We start from the raw sequence: 17,840 nt of genomic DNA on the forward strand, positions 1-17,840 counted from the left end.
TGGGAGGCTTTTCGGAGCTGCCCGAATTTCCTCTACTATGAAAATCCTCGGCTTCCTATCGCTCTTCTTTATCATTCCGCTTTTGACAATGTCCCAGACTTCTCCCAATTACGATGAGAGTAAAGTTCCTGCTCTTATTTTACCCGATCCATTTGTCAGCGAGAAAGGTAGCTTAATTCAAACTCCAGAAGCATGGGAAACCATCCGGAGACCAGAAATTTTCAATCTTTTTGAGTCGGAAGTTTATGGAAGAATCCCAAAGGATTTTGATTCTATTTCTTTCGAATTAGCGCAAGAAACCCGCAACCCATTTTCGGAAATAGCGGAATTGGAAGAGGTAAATATCAGGGTTAGCAGAAATGGAAGAAGTCACACCCTACGCATCAACCTTTTCCTACCTAAAGCAACCAAAGAAAAAGCTCCGGTGATTTTACTGGTCAATTACCTCCCAACCTACTCGGATGGAAAATTGGTGGATGAGGCTTTCTGGCCTGTACCCGAATTGATCCGAAGAGGTTTAGCGACGGCTTCTTTTCATGCAGAGACAGTTGCTCCAGATGACGCCACAAGCTATCAAGAAGGAATAATTTCCACACTTTATCCTGAAGAAATTGGAAAACCTGATGGACTAAAAGCATTTGGAGCATGGGGATGGGCTGCCATGCGGGCGATGGATTATTTTGAACAACATCCGAAGATTGATGCGCAAAAATCCATTTTAGTGGGTCATTCGCGCACCGGGAAAACAGCGCTCTGGACCTCTGCCAACGATCCAAGATGGGCCATCACCTATGCCAACGAATCGGGCTGCGGAGGGGCGGCACTTTCGAAGCGGAAATTTGGAGAAACCGTGGAAGCCATCAATACGCGATTTCCTCACTGGTTTGCTGATAATTTCAGAAAATACAATGGACGGGAAGAGGATCTCTCCCTCGATCAGCATCTCCTTCCAGGGCTAATTGCTCCACGAGCCGTCTACTATTCCAGTGCCAGAGGCGATCAATGGGCGGATCCCAAAGGCGAATATTTAGGACTTCAGCTAGGAGCGCGGGTAGCTTCTTCCATCTTTGGGAAAAATGCTACTTTTCATTCCAGCTTTGAGGAATTAAACGGACCGGTTCATCTGGAGGGTGTAGGTTATCATATCCGAGAAGGAAAGCACGACCTTACCTGGGAAGACTGGAAGATATTTCTGGACTTTGTTGGGAAAACACTGTAACAAGCCTATTTCTCCAATCAGGTTACTGCCGGACGGTTTTACTAAAAACTCCGGCTTTTTTGTTAGGTTGAAATCAAATTTATCAACTGCTTCTCGCTATGCCTTCATTTTTATTTCCACTCATTTCTTTATTGGGTTTGATCTTCTCAAATCCACCTCTTGAAAAACCGAAGCCTGAAATCCTTCAGGCTGGCTTTATTTATGAATCAGCACCCTTTCCTTCCTGTCATGCTTCCACGCTTCTGGAAACGGAGAATGGAATATTAGCTGCTTGGTTTGGTGGAACTTATGAAAGACATCCGGATGTCAGCATTTACACCTCCGCCTTATCTGGCGAAACTTGGTCTGTTCCCATGCAGGTAGCGGATGGAATTGAAAATGAAGTCTTTCGAAATCCAACTTGGAACCCTGTCCTTCATCGTCTTCAAGACGGAAAAATCGCTTTATTTTATAAGGAAGGCCCCAATCCAAGAGAATGGTGGGGACTCTACAAAACCTCCACGGATGAGGGAAAAACTTGGTCAAAAGAAGTTCAGTTGCAACCTGGATTTTTGGGCCCAGTAAAAAATAAAGCGGTGGATCTACCTTCCGGAAAAATTCTTCATCCCAGCAGTTTTGAGGTGAATAATGTTTGGACCAGTCACATGGAAATCTCGGATGAAAATCTCCAAAACTGGTCTAAATCTGAAATCAAAGGTCCTTTTGGAGCGATTCAACCCACCGTTCTTTTTCACCCAGGAGGAAAACTTCAAATCCTCTGCAGAACCCGAGAGGGAGTCATCGCCACTGCTTGGTCTACCGATCAAGGGATTACTTGGACTGAACTAAGCTCAACAGATATTGTCCACAATAATTCAGGAATCGATGCGGTGACACTTGCTGACGGCTACCATCTTCTTGTTTGTAACCCTATTCCAAAAGGACGAAATAAATTGAGCCTCTTAGGATCATCTGATGGAGTGAAGTGGGAGGAATTGCTCGTACTGGAAAATGAAGAATCAGGGGAGTTTAGCTATCCTGCAATTATTCAGGCAAAGGATGGGACAGTTCATATTTCCTACACCCATCACCGCAAGAAAATCAAACACGTCCAGCTCAAACTTTGAACCCCAAACCTAACCTATGAAGCCTTTGTCCCAGCTAGGAGGAATCATCCCTCCTCTCATTACCCCTCTTCAACCCGATCTTTCTTTAGATGTAGATCATACGATTACCCTCCTCAACCATGAACTTGCAGGTGGTGTACATGGAATTTTTATCCTAGGAACGACTGGAGAATCTGCAAGTCTGAGTCAAGATGTCAAAATAGACCTTATCCGTCTGACCTGCCGAGAAGTTCAGGGAAAAATCCCCGTACTTGTCGGTATCACCGGTTGCTCCTTTGTAGAATCTTTGGATTTGGCCAGAGTGGCGGAGGAGTCAGGAGCCACTGCCTTGGTGGCTGCCCCTCCTTATTACATGAATATTGGCCAAGCAGAACTTCAGGCCTATTATGAGCGATTAGCGTCCGAGATTCCTTTGCCGCTAATGCTGTACAATATGCCTTCCCACACTAAAATCTCGATTGAACCACCTACCGTCCTGGCATTATCCAACCATCCAAATATCATCGGAATCAAGGACAGCAGTGGAGATATGGACTATTTCAAAAGCCTTTGTCATGCCTTTTCCGCTCGACAGGAATTTCGAATTTTTGTGGGGCCTGAGGAATTATTGCTAGAAAGTCTCGAATTAGGTGGACACGGGGGAGTTTGTGGTGGAGCAAATTTATACCCTCAACTCTACGTAGACACCTTTGAAGCCTATCAGAACGGGAATTTAGATTTGGCCAAAACCCTTCAAGAAACCATCCTTTTTCTGAGTGATAATCTGTATCAAAATCAAAGTTACCGATCTTGCTATTTGAAAGGGATTAAGGCAGCGATGAGTTTCGAAGGATTATGTCAAGGGATTTTGGCCCCGCCACTTTCAGCCTATTCTGATTTGGAAAAAGAGGTTTTAAGATCGAAACATGAAGCGGTAAAAGAACGAATAACCCAAGTTTTGACTGCTTAATGCCCATTTTAGATCTCCTTGTTTTTTTTACTTACCTCCTGTTGGTAGTTGGCTTTGGAATCTCATTTTCATTTCGAAAAAGAACGGCTTCCGACTTTACTACCGGCGGAGGCAGACTTCCTTCCTGGGCCATTGGGATGTCAATTTTTGCCACCTTTGTAAGCAGCATTAGCTTTCTGGCATTACCCGGAAATGCCTATTCCGGCAATTGGAATGGATTTGTCTTTAGTCTATCTATTCCACTGGCTGCATGGGTCGCGGTTCGGTATTTTGTACCACTCTATCGAAACCTAGGCAGTGAATCCGCCTATTATTTTTTGGAGCAACGGTTTGGACCTTGGGCAAGAATTTATGCTTCGATCTGTTACCTCTTGACTCAATTAGCCAGAATGGGGGCTATCATGTATCTCTTGGCTTTACCTATGCAAGCCCTCCTTGGCTGGAGTATTCCTGTGATCATTTTGGTGACAGGATTAAGCGTGTTGATTTACTCCATGCTTGGAGGAATCGAAGCTGTAATTTGGACAGATGCCATCCAAGGAATTATTCTGATCGGAGGAGCCTTGGCATGCCTTGGAGTAATTTTCTGGGAGATTCCGGGGGGTGTTTCTGAAGTATTTCAAGTAGCAGAAGCTAATGAGAAATTTAGCTTGGGAAGCTTTGACTTGGACTTTACTACTTCCACGTTTTGGATGGTGTTAGTGTATGGGATCTTCATTAATCTCCAAAATTTTGGAATAGATCAAAGTTACGTACAGCGCTACCTGACGGCAAAAACTGAAAAAGACGCCAAACGATCCACTTGGCTTGGAAGCCTGCTCTATTTGCCCGTCTCATTTCTGTTTTTCTTTATTGGCACCTCACTGTTTGCCTTTTATCAAAGTCAACCTCTGCTACTCCCGGATGGAACTGCCGGCGATAAAGTCTTCCCTTTTTTCATCGTCAACCAGTTACCGGCAGGAATCACGGGCTTGTTAATTGCGTCGATTTTCGCTGCAGGAATGAGTACTGTGTCCACCAGCATCAACAGTTCCGCGACAGTGATTTTGTCTGATCATTTCAAAAAATACATCCAACCCAACCCTTCTGAGAAAACCTCATTATTGGTTTTAAAGCTGAGTTCCTTAGGGATGGGGCTTTTGAGCATCTTGGTTGGATTTGCTTTCAATGGTGTAGCAAGTGCTCTCGATGCATGGTGGGCTCTTTCTTCGATCTTTAGTGGAGGAATTCTGGGCTTATTTTTCTTAGGACTTTTAGGCAAAACCAAAAAGCCTCAGGCCATCTTGTCTGTGACACTTGGGGTTTTGGTGATTGCATGGATGAGTTTGTCCAGCGGTTGGGTGAAAATTGGATTTCCAGAAAGCCTTGTAAATCCGTTCCATTCAAATATGACCATTGTAATCGGAACGATGACGATCTTTTTGGCGGGGTTTGGACTAACTCAACTTTCTAGGAAAAAGAATCTGCATTCTTAAAAAAATCATTTCCTCAAATTGATTTAATTTTCTATTGTCTCAATTTGGAAAAATAGAAAATTGATCGGTTCTTTTCAGTTCAAATCAATTTTCAATTCCCCATGCGAAACCTAGTTCTAGCTTTTACCTTGGCACTTACTACTCTTAGCAGTATCAAAGCCCAAGAAACCAAAAAGCCCAAACCCATCATTGATGTACACGTGCATGCCATGAAAATCAATCCTGCTTTTTCTGGCGACTTGTGTCCTTGGTTTTTGAGCAATATGCCCGGCGCAATCCCCGGCAAACCAGCTCCTTCTTTTATCGATACTGATTGTGCACATCCACTTAAAGCCGCCAAGTCTGATGAAGATTTCCAACAGCAGTTGCTAGCTACTGCCGAGCGACTAAACATCACCTTTGTAGCTTCCGGAGATGCGGAAGTCCTTCACCGGTGGAAAAAAGCAGCTCCTGAGCGAGTGATCCCTTCCATTGGAGTGGCTCCGGGTATGAGCGTAGAAGCATTTGAGGATTCGTTGAGTAATGGTTTTTACCAAGTAATGGGGGAAATCGCTCCCCAATATCAAGGCAAATCTCCTGCTGACATGTCGCTAGACGAATACTTTGCCGTGGCTGAGAAACTTGGAATCCCAGTTGGAATCCACATGGGTACCGGAGGAAATGGCATGGCAAATCTTACCCAACCCAATTATCGTGCTTCCATGGGAAATCCATTCCTATTGGAGGATGTCTTAGCACGACATCCAAATCTGAAAATCTGGGTTATGCATGCCGGATATCCAATGATCGATGAAATGATCGCTTTGATGGGGGCCAATGCCTATGTCTATGTGGATTTGGCAGGATTTATCTGGTCTTATCCTTTGGAAGAAATCCACATGTATTTGAGACGCCTGGTGCAGGCTGGATTTGGAAAGCGTATCCTTTACGGAACTGACCTGATGATGTGGCCTGAGCTCTTAGAAACTTCCATCGGAGTCATTGAAAATGCCAACTACCTCAGCGAGGATCAAAAGCGGGACATTTTCTTCAACAATGCCATTCGATTCTTCGATTGGGATCCCAAAAAATTTGAATAAACAACCTGTTTCTATTGTAGTAAAGCCCTGACAATTTCAAAAATGTCAGGGCTTTTTTCATTCAATCAATAGGCCAACCATCCTCCATCTGCTACTACTACTTCCCCATTGACGAATGAGGAATCGTCTGATGCAAGGAACAAAGCGACTTTCGCAATTTCCTCCGACTCACCCATCCGAGGCATGGAACCCGCTCCGCTACTGCAGAGAGCTGCCCCCTCTTGATCTGGTTTTGCATCCCGCATAATATTCGTATTGACTCCCCCAGGAGCAATGACATTGCATCGGATTCCTTTTTTGGCATACATGAAGCCGATATTTTTACTCATTCCCACCAGGGCATGCTTGGAAGTCGTGTAGGCTAATCCAGCTCTTGCACCAGAAACCCCTCCAACCGATGAGATATTTATAATCACTCCCTTTCCCTGTTGGACCATCTGAGTAATTGCCAAGCGACTGGCATAAAAGGGGCCGTTGACATTAACCGCCATAATTTTCTCCCAGAGCTTGTCTGTGACTTTTTCCAAAGGCATAAAATCATCCATGATACCTGCATTGTTCACTAGAATATCCAGCGATCCAAATTCGTGAATGGCAGCATGCACCATTTTTTTCACTTGATCTTCATCGGAAACATCACACTTTAAGCCCAAGGCATGACCACCCGAATGACGAATCTGATCCGCCACTTCCTCCGCATCCGCTGCTATCAAATCTGCCACAATTACCTTAGCGCCTTCTTGTGCAAAAAGAACTGCAATAGCCTTCCCCATTCCAGAGGCAGCGCCAGTGACAACAGCCACTTTATTTTCTAGCTTTTTCATATAAAATTCATTTTGATTGATTACCAATTATTTAAACACCATACATTATTCTATATCACTCAAAATCCGGGTTATTAATCTTACCCATACCTCCCACTGGATACTGCTAACTGAATTCTGATTACTCCCTCTCAGCTTCCACCATATTTTGGATTCCTTGGAGGAGGGCATCCGCATTGAAGGAGATACTATCTATTCCCTGAGCGATCAGAAATTTGGCAAACTCCGGCCGGTCACTTGGGGCTTGTCCGCATAGGCCGATTTTTTTTCCTTTTGCCTTGGCCACTCGAATGACTTCTGAAATCATCCATTTCACGGAGGGATTATTTTCGTCAAACAACTCTCCGAGAACCTCAGAATCTCGATCCACTCCAAGAGTGAGTTGGGTTAAATCATTGGAACCAATGGAAAACCCATCAAAAATTTCAGCAAACTCCATGGCTTGAATCACATTGGATGGAATCTCTGCCATCACATAGATTTCTAATCCGTTATCGCCTTGAATTAGCCCCAAGGACCGCATCAACTCCAAGACTTTTTTCCCTTCTTGAGGGGTACGGCAAAATGGAATCATCAATTTCAAATTGGTTAACCCCATTGATTCACGAACCCGCTTGACTGCCTCACATTCCAAGGTAAATCCTTCCTGATAGCGTTCATGAGTATATCGAGATGCTCCTCGAAATCCCAGCATGGGATTTTCTTCTTGCTCTTCAAATTGGCTTCCGCCAATCAAATGCGCATATTCATTGGATTTGAAATCGCTCATCCTTAGAATGACTTCTTTAGGATAAAAAGCCGCAGCAATGGTAGCGACCGACTGACTTAGCTTGTCTATGAAGTATTCTTTTTTATCCGAATATCCTTGACATAACTCCTCGATTTGAGTCCTATCTTCTTGATTTTCCAGCTGATCAAAATGAACCAACGCCATAGGATGGATGCGGATCGTTTTGGTAATCACAAATTCCATTCGCATCAAACCCACCCCCTGATTGGGAAAAAAGGAGAGCCCAAAGGCTTTCTCAGGATCTGCCAAAATGAACATGGGTTTTGTTTTTGGCAAACTCATTCCTCTGAAATTATGCTGCATTTCAGTCCAATGGAGTTGGCCGGAATAGACTTTGCCGATTTTTCCAGAGGCATTATCAATGGTCACCCAATCCCCTGTCTGAAGCTTTTCCAGCGCATTTTCCGCACCTACAATGGCCAAAGCTCCCACTTCACGAGCGACGATTGCGGCATGGCTAGTTCGTCCACCTTTCGTAGTGATAATTGCGGCGGCTTTTTTCATGACCGGATCCCAATCGGGATTGGTGATTTCGGTAAGTAAAATTTCTCCTTCCTTCAACAAATCGGATTCATCAGCTGACTCCAGGACTTTTATCTGACCAGAGGTAATTCCATTTCCGATAGCATAGCCGGAAGTAAGCAATTCACTGGATTCAGTTAATGAATACTCAGTAACCAAATAGGGGTCTTTATCGGCATGGATCGTTTCAGGTCTTGCCTGCACAATGTAAAGTTGTCCGTCATTTCCATCTTTGGCCCATTCGATATCCATAGGCATTTGATAATGGCTTTCGATCGCCAATGCCCAACGACCCAAAACTTCGATTTCATCATCTGCTAAAACCAACTGTCTTTGAAGTTCTGGCGTAGTATCCAAATTGACTACGCCACCTGATTTGGCATTCACCATGGTTTTGGACTTGGAACCCGCTTTTTTGGATAAAATGGCCCTATTTCTCTTTTCCAATGCAGGTTTAAAGACCATAAATTCATCCGGAATTACCGCTCCTTGGACGATATTTTCACCTAATCCCCAACAACCGGTAATCAAAATCGCATTCTGAAATCCGGTTTCGGGTTCGATGGTGAATATCACTCCACTACTGCCCAAATCTGCCCGAACCATTCGCTGAACACCTACCGAGAGGGCAATTTCAAGCTGATCAAAACCCTTGTCAAAGCGGTATTTAATCGCCCGGGCATTGTACAAGGAGGCAAAACAGGAAATCACTTTTTTCAGCAATTCCTCATCCCCTTTGATATTCAAAAAAGACTCGTGCTGACCTGCAAAACTAGCTCCGGGAAGATCCTCCGCGGTGGCACTGCTACGAACCGCCACTTCCAGGTCTCGATCACTTTGCCCACTCAATTCCCGATAACTTTCGATTATTACATCTGCCAAACCCTTCGGCATTGAAGCTTCTAGAATCATGGTTTTAAGTTCAGCTGAAACTTGCCGGAGGTTAGTAAAACCCTTTCGATCCAGCTTTTCCAAGGAGCTTGCAATCTCTTCCACAAGATTATTTTCCTGAAGGAAAAATCGATAGGCCTCAGCGGTGATCGCAAAGCCATCTGGAATTCGAATTCCCAATGGCAGAAGGGTTTGAAACATTTCTCCCAAGGAGGCATTTTTCCCGCCGACCTTTCCCACATCGGCTATTCCCAGCATAGAAAAAGGGATGATCCATTCGTTCATCAGATCTGGAGTTTGGTTCATTTAAACCTATCCATAAGTCCAAAGAAATACCCTGATAAAAGTCAGTTCGATGGGTATTTTTTAAGTTTCGAACAAGCGCCTGATTTTTTTGTTAGCTTCACAAAGCAAAACCCAAATCCAACAAAAACATGAAAAATTACAAGTCATTTTTGCTTGCTGCGGCGCTAGTATTGACCTCAACTTTTGCAGCATTTGCACAACTTCAACAGCCTGCCATGAGTCCAGCGGCACATGTATCTCAGGTCGTTGGTTTTACCAAAATCAGCATCGATTACTCCTCCCCTGCAGTCAAAGGCAGAAAGGTTTTCGGAGAATTGGTGAAGTTTGGTGAAACTTGGAGAGCTGGAGCAAATTCTCAAACTATCATCGAATTCAGCACAGGCGTGAATGTAGGAGGTAAAAACCTTCCCGCTGGCAAATACTCCATTTTTGTGACTCCTGCAGCTAGTGGCGAATGGACAATTCATTTGAATAAAAAAGCTGAGAGCGTCTATGCTTATATGAAAGACGGTAAGATCGACGAAGCAGCATTGGCAGCAGACGACGTGGTAGCTGTAAAAGCAAGCCCCGCTTCCATCGGAGCTACCGAGCGTTTGCAATACATGATTTCTGCAGAAAATAACAAAGTTGCCAAAGTAACCCTAGCTTGGGAAACTACAGCGGTATCCTTTATGGTAGACACTCAAGTTGACCAAAAAATGGAGCAATTTAAAGCTCAGTTTTAATTCAACTTACTGAATTACCCGTTTCATTAAACCTGTCAGATTGCAGAAATCTGACAGGTTTTTCATTTTTAAATCCATGGATAGCTGTAAATCTTTAAATTTCGAAAACTCAAGATTTCCTGACTCATGAATTCCCCTCTGATTTCTCCTTCTGAATTAAAACTCAAATTAGATCATCCCAACCTCCTGCTTTTGGACGCACGATATAGTCCCAACCCTCGACAGACCTATGAAAAAGGGCATTTGGCTGGGGCAATTTTCGTGGACCCCAATGAGGATTTGGCGGACATCAAGGAAAACTTTGCAGAAGGAGGCCGGCATCCCTTACCTGAAGTATCTGACTTTTGCGAAACCCTTGGTCGATTGGGAATAAATCCTGAAAGTCACTTGGTCATCTACGACGATCAAAATGGGGCAAATGCAGCGGCACGAATGTGGTGGATGCTTCGTGCCTTAGGTCATCAGAAAGTACAGGTTTTGGAAGGAGGATATCAGGCAGCACTTGCAGCTGGATTTTCGGTTTCTAAAGATTCTCCTACTCTCACCCCCACTTCTGCATATCCTGCATCTGAATGGACATTGGGAATTGCAAGCATGGATGATGTCGAGGCAGTAGCGCAGGACAAAAATTATCTCGTGATTGACGTTCGGTCAGCCGAGCGGTATCGGGGCGATCATGAACCTATTGATTTGATAGCAGGACATATCCCCGGCGCGGAAAATATGCCCCTGACCGACAATATGGATGCCTCAGGTCGATTTCATTCTCCAGAGCAAATCAGGGAACGATACCTTCCTCTTTTCGGAGAAATGGACAACGAGCACATCATCGTGCATTGTGGATCAGGAGTATCCGCTTGCCATACCCTTCTGGCGCTTGATTATGCTGGATTGGGAATTCCAACCCTTTATGTGGGTTCTTGGAGTGAATGGAGTCGAAATGACAAACCTATCGGAAAAACCCTTGGCTAACCGAAATGGCCCAATCAATCCAAAAAAGAATTCAAACCCCTCAGGAAGAATATTTCAATGCTCTTTCTCATGGAATAGGTTTGGCCTTGGCTTGTATCAGTCTTCCATTCATCATTTTGAAAAGTTTGGAGTCAAACCAGCCCTTTAGCTGGGTGGGCGCTTTGCTTTTTTGTTTGGGTACCTTAATGGTCTATGGCTTTTCGACGGCATACCATGCGACAACAGCACCCCAAAAGAAAGCCCGTCTGCAGATTATGGATCATGTCTCGATTTATTTTCTGATCGCGGGGTCATACACCCCGATGATTCTAGCGATCCTACCTTTGGAATCAGCCCTTATTTTTCTGTCCGTGATTTGGGGATCAGTTATGGTAGGCACCTTTTTCAAAGTCTTTTTCACTGGAAAATTTAAAACGCTATCCGTCATCATTTACCTCACCATGGGCTGGCTAGCCGTATTTTTTTTTAATGATTTGGTTGAAAAAATCTCCTGGGACACCCTGACTTGGATTGGCTTGGGAGGACTGAGTTACACGGTCGGAGTGTACTTTTATGTAAAGAGCGAAAAGCTTTACTATCACGCCATTTGGCATCTTTTCGTGTTGGCAGGAACGGCAGCGCATTATGTCGCAGTCTATCAATTGGTTTGAGCTTTTGGTTAGGCTCACAAAAATCCCCTACCCTTTGAAGGGGTAATAGACTGAATTTTAAACTCAATCCTAATTTTCCAAATCCATCATTCGAGATTGATAAACCTCTTAGTTGAAAAAAATCTTCAGCCCTCCGTTTATCAAAATTTCGTCAAGGGAAACCCAGCATTTTTTATCTTGAAACTAACCCAAATACCTCAAGATGAGCGCACTTTCTTCCCATTCGACCCAACGTCTGGTTTCGCTGGATGTCTATCGCGGACTGACGATGTTTTTGCTGGTAGCAGAAGCCGCCTTAGTTTATGATGGTCTTTTGGAGCTATTTCCAGAAGGTCATGGATTGCATCCAATTTTTATTCAATTCACTCACCATGAATGGAACGGACTCCGATTTTGGGATTTGATCCAGCCTTTTTTCATGTTTATCGTGGGTGTGGCGATGCCTTTTTCCTTGAATAAAAGACTTACACTTTCGGAAGACCGAAGCAAGGTCACCGTGCATATTTTAAAACGCTGTTTGATTCTATTCCTATTCGGAACAGGACTTCACTGTGTCTATTCAGGAAAAATGGTCTTCGAACTCTGGAATGTATTGACTCAGCTTTCTTTCACCATTTTAGTTACTTACTTCCTCCTGACCAAAAGCTGGAAAGTGCAGTTGAGCGTTTCATTAGGCCTTTTGGTACTTACAGAAATCCTTTATCGAACCTATAACCCCGAGGTTCCTTTTGAGCACGGCACCAACTTTGGCAACTATACCGACCAAATCTTAATGGGCAAAATCAACCGGGGTGGCTGGGTAGCCATCAATGCTATCCCGACTGTTGCCCATACGATTTGGGGAGCGATTTGTGGGAATCTGCTCCTTTCCTCAAAATCGAGTCAGGATAAAATCAGGGTGTTTTTAATAGCAGGATTAGTCGGCTTGGTGGTCGGTTACGGACTGGATATCGCAGGCATCACACCTATCCTCAAACGAATCAGCACGGTTTCTTTTGTCTTTGCCTCTGGCGGATGGGCCTTGGTCGCTTTGGCCTTTTTCTACTGGTGGGTAGATGTAAAGAATCGAAGAAAAGGCATTTTCCCGTTTTTGATCGTGGGAATGAATTCAATTTTCATCTACCTGTTTGCCGAAATGCTGGGAAGATGGATGAATAAGACGGTGGGGATTTTCACCGGAGGGATCTTTGGATGGATGGGATTAGGAGAGCACGGATTATTCCTGATGGCTTCTCTCGGAGCCTTGGCTGCAATGTGGGGACTCTGTTATTTCCTGTATAGAAAGGGAATTTTCTTTAGGATTTAGCGAATTGAGATTCCAAGGTTCGTTTGAAAAAATGTAGTCTCCACACTTTTTCAAATGAAAAAATGCAAAACCAAACACTTTTTCAAACGAATAATTGTAAAAACAAACCCTCCAAGGGATCAAAACCCTTGGAGGGTGGAAGCCTTACTTTCCAAAACTTCCTGAATCCACATCTTTGATAAACTGGATCACACCCGGGAAAAAATGCTCCGGATCATCGTATTGGCTCAAATGACTCCCATTGGGGCAAAGTAAAAATCGGCCATTGACAACTTGCTTAGACATCCATTCCATGTGTTTGGGATCCATGGTGTCGTGGGTAGCACCGACGACCAAGGTAGGAACCGTGATATTATTAAGTTGATTTTTGACATCCCAGCCTTTCAAACTTGCACCCGGTGTAATACCGAATTCACTATATCCTTGCATAAAAACATATACGTTGGGATTGACCTGTCCCATCATGCGGTTGATCTCCTCCGGCCATTCCCCAGGAGGTCTACGAAGGACATGCTGCGGATAGTGATGCTCTCCGAGCAATTCCATGTAGCGGGGATTTTCGAAGTCATTGTTCTTTTCGATTTCCATCAGTTCGGCAAACACAGTCGGCGGCATCTGAGGCCCTAGGACTTCCTTGGCATAGTTCTCATAGTCATCCAAGCTCGCCATCATGTTGGAAATGATCAGTCCTTTAAGCTTGTCCTGATGCTTGAAGGCATATTCCATCCCGAGCATTCCACCCCAGGATTGCCCGTAGAGATAAAAGTTATCCTTGTTCAGTCCCAAGGCAATCCTTACCTGCTCCACTTCATCCACAAATCGCTCGATCGTCCACAGCGTGGAATCATCAGGCTGATCCGAATGGGCCGAGCCCAACTGATCATACCAGATAAACTCGATGTTTTCCTGAGGAAGATAATCGGTAAAGTTGCTGTATTGCTCATGCGTCATCCCCGGTCCGCCATGAAGCAGGAGTACTTTCATCGTCGGATTGTCCCCTACCCGCTTGGTCCAAACCTTAAATTCACCCTTTGGAGTCTGGATAGGAATTATCTGGATTCCCTCCTCCAGAATTCCAGCTATTGAATCTGACTGAACTTCTTCTTTTTGGGATTGGCAGGAATAAAGGAAGATTGCTGCTGAAAGAAGTAGAAACCAACGATTTTTCATGGTTGATGGGATTTGTTTCTGAACAAGTTAAAAGAAAATTCAGATTCAAACTGACACCTACTTTGAGAGATTCGGATAAGTATGGGTAAAAAACAGAGAGTGATAAAACAAAAACTCCAAGTCTTTCGACTTGGAGCTTTTAGACTTCTGACTTTATAATTCAGACTTTTTCAACCCACTCTACGCCAGTATCTTTCCAAGCCCGGTCTCGTGCAGAATCCAAGACGGCTTCACATACTTTTTGGGTTTCAAATGCATCCCGGAACGTCGGATGACAAGGCTCCCCTGACTGAAGACTGTAGAAGAAGTCGGCTACCTGATGGATAAAGGAATGCTCATATCCAATCGAAGTTCCCGGAATCCACCAGCGATTCATATACGGATGATCCCCGTCCGTAATATGAATCGACCTCCAGCCTCGTACCTTACCTTCGTCGCTGTGATCGAAGTATTCCAATCGATTCATATCATGCAAATCCCATCGGATCGAAGCATGCTCCCCGTTGATTTCTAAGGTATAAAGTGCCTTGTGTCCACGAGCATAGCGGGTAGCTTCAAAAAGCCCCAAAGACCCGTTCTCAAAATGGCAATGGAAAATACAGGCATCATCAATTCCTACCTTTTGCTTTTCTCCTGACCCTACATGAACTCGTTCTTTGACAAACGTTTCGGTCATGGCAGAGACATCTTTAATTCCCCCATTCAGCCACATGGCTGTATCGATGCAATGAGCCAAAAGATCACCTGTCACACCAGATCCGGCAGAATCCACATCCAATCTCCAAAGCCCATCGCCTCCTTGAGGCAATTCAGGATTGATCGTCCAGTCTTGAAGGAAATTAGCTCTGTAATGGAAAATCTTGCCCAACTTGCCCGAAGACACGATATTTTTTGCCAAGGTCACTGCTGGAATTCTACGGTAATTGTACCAAACGGTATTCTGAACTCCCGCTTCTTCCACAGCTTTTACCATGCCTTCCGCTTCAGCTACTGTTCGAGCTAATGGCTTCTCGCATAGGATCATTTTTCCAGCTTTAGCCGCTGCAATGGCAATTTCAGCATGGGTATCATTGGGCGTACAAATATCTACTGCATCGATATCGTCCCGCTCTATGATTCGTCTCCAGTCCGTCTCATAGGAGGCATAACCCCATCGCTCCATAAAGGCCTTGGCATTAGCCTCTCTTCTCGAGCAACAAGCCTGCAATACTGGAACATATTCATATTCGGGAAAAAAATCAGCCAGACGCTTGTAGCCATTAGTATGAATTCGGCCCATCAGTCCCGTACCGATCAGGCCCACTCGGATTTGTTTTTTATTACTCATGATTGAATGATTTAAAGATTGGGAAATTGAGTTGAAAGGTTGAAACGTGGTAAGGTTGTAAAGTTTTAGCTCCTCAAACGTCAACTTTCAAAACTGACTTAAACTCTAACTTGAAGCTCGTAAATCGTATTTCGTAACTCGTAAATCAGCCTTACCATCCATGTGCATCTCGCACTTTGACTAGGGCGGCTAGAATATCATTCCAGGTTTGTTGCTTTTCCATCACCGCATTTGGGAACATACAGCCATCCCAGCAAATATGTGTCATGGCTTTGGTTAGGTTTCCATTTCCATCTCTCAGCCAGTACCCTGCATCATGCGCGATATCCAATAATCCATTTGGATCTGTCGCTTGACAGTGGCGGCCTGTCTTATCATGTGAACCCGAACCGAAAACTGAACCGTCATTTTGGGCCACGTGAAAGTCTATGGTCCAAGGCCGAAGGGCATCGGTTACCGTTTTTAACGCTGCTTTAATGACCTCTCTGTCATGCAAGTCAGCATCTGCAGGGAGAATTCTATGCTCGGGAGCATTATAGCCCATGGTATATAGGAAGGTATGAGACATATCCGCTTGGAAACCGACATTTTTCCGATCCGTCATCTCTAACAGTTCGACCATGTGCTTCCAGCTGTGCATCCCACCCCAGCAGATTTCGCCTTCGGCGGCAAGTCTTTCACCAAATCCTGCAGCCACATCAGCAGCTTCTTGGAAAGTTTGTGCGATTAGCTTCGAATTTCCTAGCGGGTCTTTCGCCCAATCAGAAACTCCGGCAGCGGAATCAATTCGGACGATTCCATACTCACGAACGCCCAATTCTTTCAGTTTTTGGCCGAATTCACAGGATTTGCGAACCATCTCTACAAAGGTCTTTCGTTGATCAGCTGTACCCATGGCCGATCCAGCCCAAATGGGAGCTACCAAAGAACCGACTTTGAGATTATGCTTGGCAACTTTATCAGCCAAACGTTTCGGTTCATCTGGATCATCTAGATTAAAATGGGGCTCCAATAAGCCCACATCTATTCCGTCAAATTTGACTCCGTTGACTTCCGCAGCAGCAGTCATGGAGAGTAATGTATCGAATGGAATAACCGGCTCGGAATCCGGCCCTTTTCCTACTAAGCCAGGCCAGGTGGCATTGTGGAGTTTCGGGAAATTGTTCATGGTTGAAGAGTTATTGGGTTGTTGTTTATTAGAAAGGTCAACGGTCCACCGTCGACAGTCCACAGCTTCAAAATTCTGTGGACTGTGATCCGTGGTCTGTTGGCAATTATTTAATGACCAAATCCGGATTTCTCGGACCGAAGTGCTTGAGCATCACGATCGGATCAGTTTTGGACAGGTTGGTAATTTTCACACCTGCTTTTGCAGCTTCTTCTGATACAAAGTATTCGTCATGGGTCAACTGACCAAATCGGATCAAAGCAGGCGTCTCGATATCCCACACGCCCATTTTGCCATAGCCCTGCATCATGATCATTCCATAGGCTGCGGCGTCTTTGATCACCACAGTTTGTCCCGGGAACACAGTCAATTCCTTGGCACTATAGTCATGCGAACGATAGCAAATCCAATTTTCTTGATACCCAGCAGCATTCATGTCTGCCACAGCATGGACAGGTTTTGGCTCCATGTAGTGATTATCCATCAAGTTTGGATTCACATTCAGATCCCAATCGATCATTTTTACGAGCAATTCATAATCACCCCATCGGTTTTTTGGTGTGGCATTCCAGAGCAATTCTTCAGGGATAATCGCCTCATTCACCAATGACTGATACATCGCGAAAATGTCAGAGGCTTTCTGAGGTTCGTAAGTACAAAGCGATCCTGGTGCATGGAGCATTCCCGGAGGCACATCCCAGCCTGTTCCCGGCTGAAGTCGGAAAGCCTGAGAGTAATTGGTGATTTTGTTATCCCCTTTGGTGAAGTTTTTCAGACAATCCAAGATGATGTCTTTGCTTGTCCCCGGAGCTATTCCAAAGAAGGTATAAGGAAAATCTCCTCCATGGTTGTTGACTTGAGGAGGGAAATAGTAGGCTTCCGGTTTTCCGTTCTGATTGGTTAGCTTGCCAAATTCATCCGAAGGGTGAATGTGGTGAGGAAGTGGCCCCATATTGTCAAAAAACTTGGAATACATCGGCCAGGATTTGTACTGATCCCAAAGTCGACTCCCGATGATCTGAGCACCCAGCTCATCAATTGCATCCTTGAGCAAAAAAAGCTCTGTTTTGCTTCCATCCTCGTATGCGATATGGCTGAGTCCTTCATTTTTGGAGGTCAGAGGGCCATTTTCCGCAGGCGTAGTAGAAGAAAACCATCTCTCATCGATTCCACCACGCATCCCTCCAAAAGAATAATAATCATCGGGATGAAGTTTGATTCGTCTACCGGGCACACAGAATGAGCGTGGAACCCAAGTTGGGGTCAATCTTAAAATACCTTCGCCCTGTTCTAGGGCCTTTTTTGCTAAACTCATGGTATAGGTTATTGGGTTATTGAGTTATTTTTTATTCAGTGTTCGT

General features: G+C 44.6%; 15 protein-coding genes. 9 read left to right on the forward strand and 6 right to left on the reverse strand.

Features of this window, described 5'->3' with window-relative positions; translation table 11 throughout:
* Positions 1 to 37: 37 nt before the first annotated feature.
* From AO498_RS15690 to AO498_RS15710, 5 genes are all read left to right on the forward strand, one after another.
* Positions 38 to 1,219 (forward strand): glucuronyl esterase domain-containing protein, encoded by a 1,182-nt coding sequence (locus AO498_RS15690; protein ID WP_067550575.1) that lies wholly within the window; start codon positions 38 to 40, stop codon positions 1,217 to 1,219.
* Positions 1,220 to 1,317: 98 nt separating this feature from the next.
* Entirely contained in the window at positions 1,318 to 2,325 is a 1,008-nt protein-coding gene (locus AO498_RS15695) for a sialidase family protein (protein ID WP_067549756.1), read from the forward strand.
* A 16-nt stretch (positions 2,326 to 2,341) separates the two neighbouring features.
* Positions 2,342 to 3,274: a dihydrodipicolinate synthase family protein gene (locus AO498_RS15700; protein WP_067549757.1), complete on the forward strand. Its 933-nt coding sequence runs from the start codon at positions 2,342 to 2,344 to the stop codon at positions 3,272 to 3,274.
* A complete protein-coding gene (locus AO498_RS15705; RefSeq protein ID WP_067549758.1) occupies positions 3,274 to 4,749 on the forward strand; it encodes a sodium:solute symporter family protein in 1,476 nt (491 codons plus the stop codon). The genes AO498_RS15700 and AO498_RS15705 overlap by 1 nt, the downstream gene beginning before the upstream one ends.
* 101 nt (positions 4,750 to 4,850) lie before the next feature.
* Positions 4,851 to 5,828: an amidohydrolase family protein gene (locus tag AO498_RS15710; RefSeq protein ID WP_067549760.1), complete on the forward strand. Its 978-nt coding sequence runs from the start codon at positions 4,851 to 4,853 to the stop codon at positions 5,826 to 5,828.
* Positions 5,829 to 5,893: 65 nt separating this feature from the next.
* Here AO498_RS15710 and AO498_RS15715 read toward each other — a convergent pair whose 3' ends face one another.
* Both AO498_RS15715 and ppsA read right to left on the reverse strand, forming a co-directional pair.
* Complete coding sequence (locus AO498_RS15715; protein ID WP_067550578.1) at positions 5,894 to 6,652, reverse strand: glucose 1-dehydrogenase; 759 nt, start codon at positions 6,650 to 6,652, stop codon at positions 5,894 to 5,896.
* Positions 6,653 to 6,773: 121 nt separating this feature from the next.
* Complete coding sequence (gene ppsA, locus AO498_RS15720) at positions 6,774 to 9,140, reverse strand: phosphoenolpyruvate synthase (protein WP_067550580.1); 2,367 nt, start codon at positions 9,138 to 9,140, stop codon at positions 6,774 to 6,776.
* Positions 9,141 to 9,289: 149 nt separating this feature from the next.
* Here ppsA and AO498_RS15725 point away from each other — a divergent pair, with 149 nt between their 5' ends.
* The 4 genes from AO498_RS15725 (at position 9,290) to AO498_RS15740 (ending at position 12,814) form a co-directional block, all read left to right on the forward strand.
* The gene (locus tag AO498_RS15725) at positions 9,290 to 9,886 is read left to right on the forward strand and encodes a DUF2911 domain-containing protein (protein ID WP_067549762.1); all 597 of its coding nucleotides are present in this window, start codon (positions 9,290 to 9,292) and stop codon (positions 9,884 to 9,886) included.
* A gap of 126 nt (positions 9,887 to 10,012) precedes the next feature.
* Positions 10,013 to 10,858: a sulfurtransferase gene (locus AO498_RS15730; protein WP_067549764.1), complete on the forward strand. Its 846-nt coding sequence runs from the start codon at positions 10,013 to 10,015 to the stop codon at positions 10,856 to 10,858.
* A gap of 5 nt (positions 10,859 to 10,863) precedes the next feature.
* Positions 10,864 to 11,508: a PAQR family membrane homeostasis protein TrhA gene (trhA, locus tag AO498_RS15735; RefSeq protein WP_067549766.1), complete on the forward strand. Its 645-nt coding sequence runs from the start codon at positions 10,864 to 10,866 to the stop codon at positions 11,506 to 11,508.
* A 202-nt stretch (positions 11,509 to 11,710) separates the two neighbouring features.
* A complete protein-coding gene (locus tag AO498_RS15740) occupies positions 11,711 to 12,814 on the forward strand; it encodes an acyltransferase family protein (protein WP_067549770.1) in 1,104 nt (367 codons plus the stop codon).
* Positions 12,815 to 12,958: 144 nt separating this feature from the next.
* Here the strand turns inward: AO498_RS15740 and AO498_RS15745 are convergent, their stop codons facing one another.
* From AO498_RS15745 to AO498_RS15760, 4 genes are all read right to left on the reverse strand, one after another.
* Entirely contained in the window at positions 12,959 to 13,984 is a 1,026-nt protein-coding gene (locus AO498_RS15745) for a proline iminopeptidase-family hydrolase (protein WP_067549772.1), read from the reverse strand.
* 160 nt (positions 13,985 to 14,144) lie between these two features.
* The gene (locus AO498_RS15750; RefSeq protein WP_067550582.1) at positions 14,145 to 15,311 is read right to left on the reverse strand and encodes a Gfo/Idh/MocA family protein; all 1,167 of its coding nucleotides are present in this window, start codon (positions 15,309 to 15,311) and stop codon (positions 14,145 to 14,147) included.
* A 151-nt stretch (positions 15,312 to 15,462) separates the two neighbouring features.
* On the reverse strand, positions 15,463 to 16,479 hold the full coding sequence (locus tag AO498_RS15755) for a sugar phosphate isomerase/epimerase family protein (RefSeq protein WP_067549774.1): 1,017 nt from the start codon (positions 16,477 to 16,479) through the stop codon (positions 15,463 to 15,465).
* A gap of 106 nt (positions 16,480 to 16,585) precedes the next feature.
* A complete protein-coding gene (locus AO498_RS15760; protein WP_067549775.1) occupies positions 16,586 to 17,794 on the reverse strand; it encodes a cupin domain-containing protein in 1,209 nt (402 codons plus the stop codon).
* Between the last annotated feature and the right edge of the window lie 46 nt (positions 17,795 to 17,840).

Origin of the sequence: Algoriphagus sanaruensis (assembly GCF_001593605.1) — a bacterium.
Taxonomy (GTDB): domain Bacteria; phylum Bacteroidota; class Bacteroidia; order Cytophagales; family Cyclobacteriaceae; genus Algoriphagus; species Algoriphagus sanaruensis.

Excerpts from the sequence above, each read along its gene's own strand:
- AO498_RS15690 (WP_067550575.1), top strand. The coding sequence starts at position 38 with ATGAAAATCCTCGGCTTCCTATCGCTCTTCTTTATCATTCCGCTTTTG.
- AO498_RS15730 (WP_067549764.1), top strand. The coding sequence starts at position 10,013 with ATGAATTCCCCTCTGATTTCTCCTTCTGAATTAAAACTCAAATTAGAT.
- AO498_RS15715 (WP_067550578.1), bottom strand. The coding sequence starts at position 6,652 with ATGAAAAAGCTAGAAAATAAAGTGGCTGTTGTCACTGGCGCTGCCTCT.
- AO498_RS15710 (WP_067549760.1), top strand. The coding sequence starts at position 4,851 with ATGCGAAACCTAGTTCTAGCTTTTACCTTGGCACTTACTACTCTTAGC.
- AO498_RS15725 (WP_067549762.1), top strand. The coding sequence starts at position 9,290 with ATGAAAAATTACAAGTCATTTTTGCTTGCTGCGGCGCTAGTATTGACC.
- AO498_RS15740 (WP_067549770.1), top strand. The coding sequence starts at position 11,711 with ATGAGCGCACTTTCTTCCCATTCGACCCAACGTCTGGTTTCGCTGGAT.
- trhA (WP_067549766.1), top strand. The coding sequence starts at position 10,864 with ATGGCCCAATCAATCCAAAAAAGAATTCAAACCCCTCAGGAAGAATAT.
- AO498_RS15755 (WP_067549774.1), bottom strand. The coding sequence starts at position 16,479 with ATGAACAATTTCCCGAAACTCCACAATGCCACCTGGCCTGGCTTAGTA.
- AO498_RS15750 (WP_067550582.1), bottom strand. The coding sequence starts at position 15,311 with ATGAGTAATAAAAAACAAATCCGAGTGGGCCTGATCGGTACGGGACTG.
- AO498_RS15745 (WP_067549772.1), bottom strand. The coding sequence starts at position 13,984 with ATGAAAAATCGTTGGTTTCTACTTCTTTCAGCAGCAATCTTCCTTTAT.
- AO498_RS15695 (WP_067549756.1), top strand. The coding sequence starts at position 1,318 with ATGCCTTCATTTTTATTTCCACTCATTTCTTTATTGGGTTTGATCTTC.
- AO498_RS15705 (WP_067549758.1), top strand. The coding sequence starts at position 3,274 with ATGCCCATTTTAGATCTCCTTGTTTTTTTTACTTACCTCCTGTTGGTA.
- AO498_RS15760 (WP_067549775.1), bottom strand. The coding sequence starts at position 17,794 with ATGAGTTTAGCAAAAAAGGCCCTAGAACAGGGCGAAGGTATTTTAAGA.
- AO498_RS15700 (WP_067549757.1), top strand. The coding sequence starts at position 2,342 with ATGAAGCCTTTGTCCCAGCTAGGAGGAATCATCCCTCCTCTCATTACC.
- ppsA (WP_067550580.1), bottom strand. The coding sequence starts at position 9,140 with ATGAACGAATGGATCATCCCTTTTTCTATGCTGGGAATAGCCGATGTG.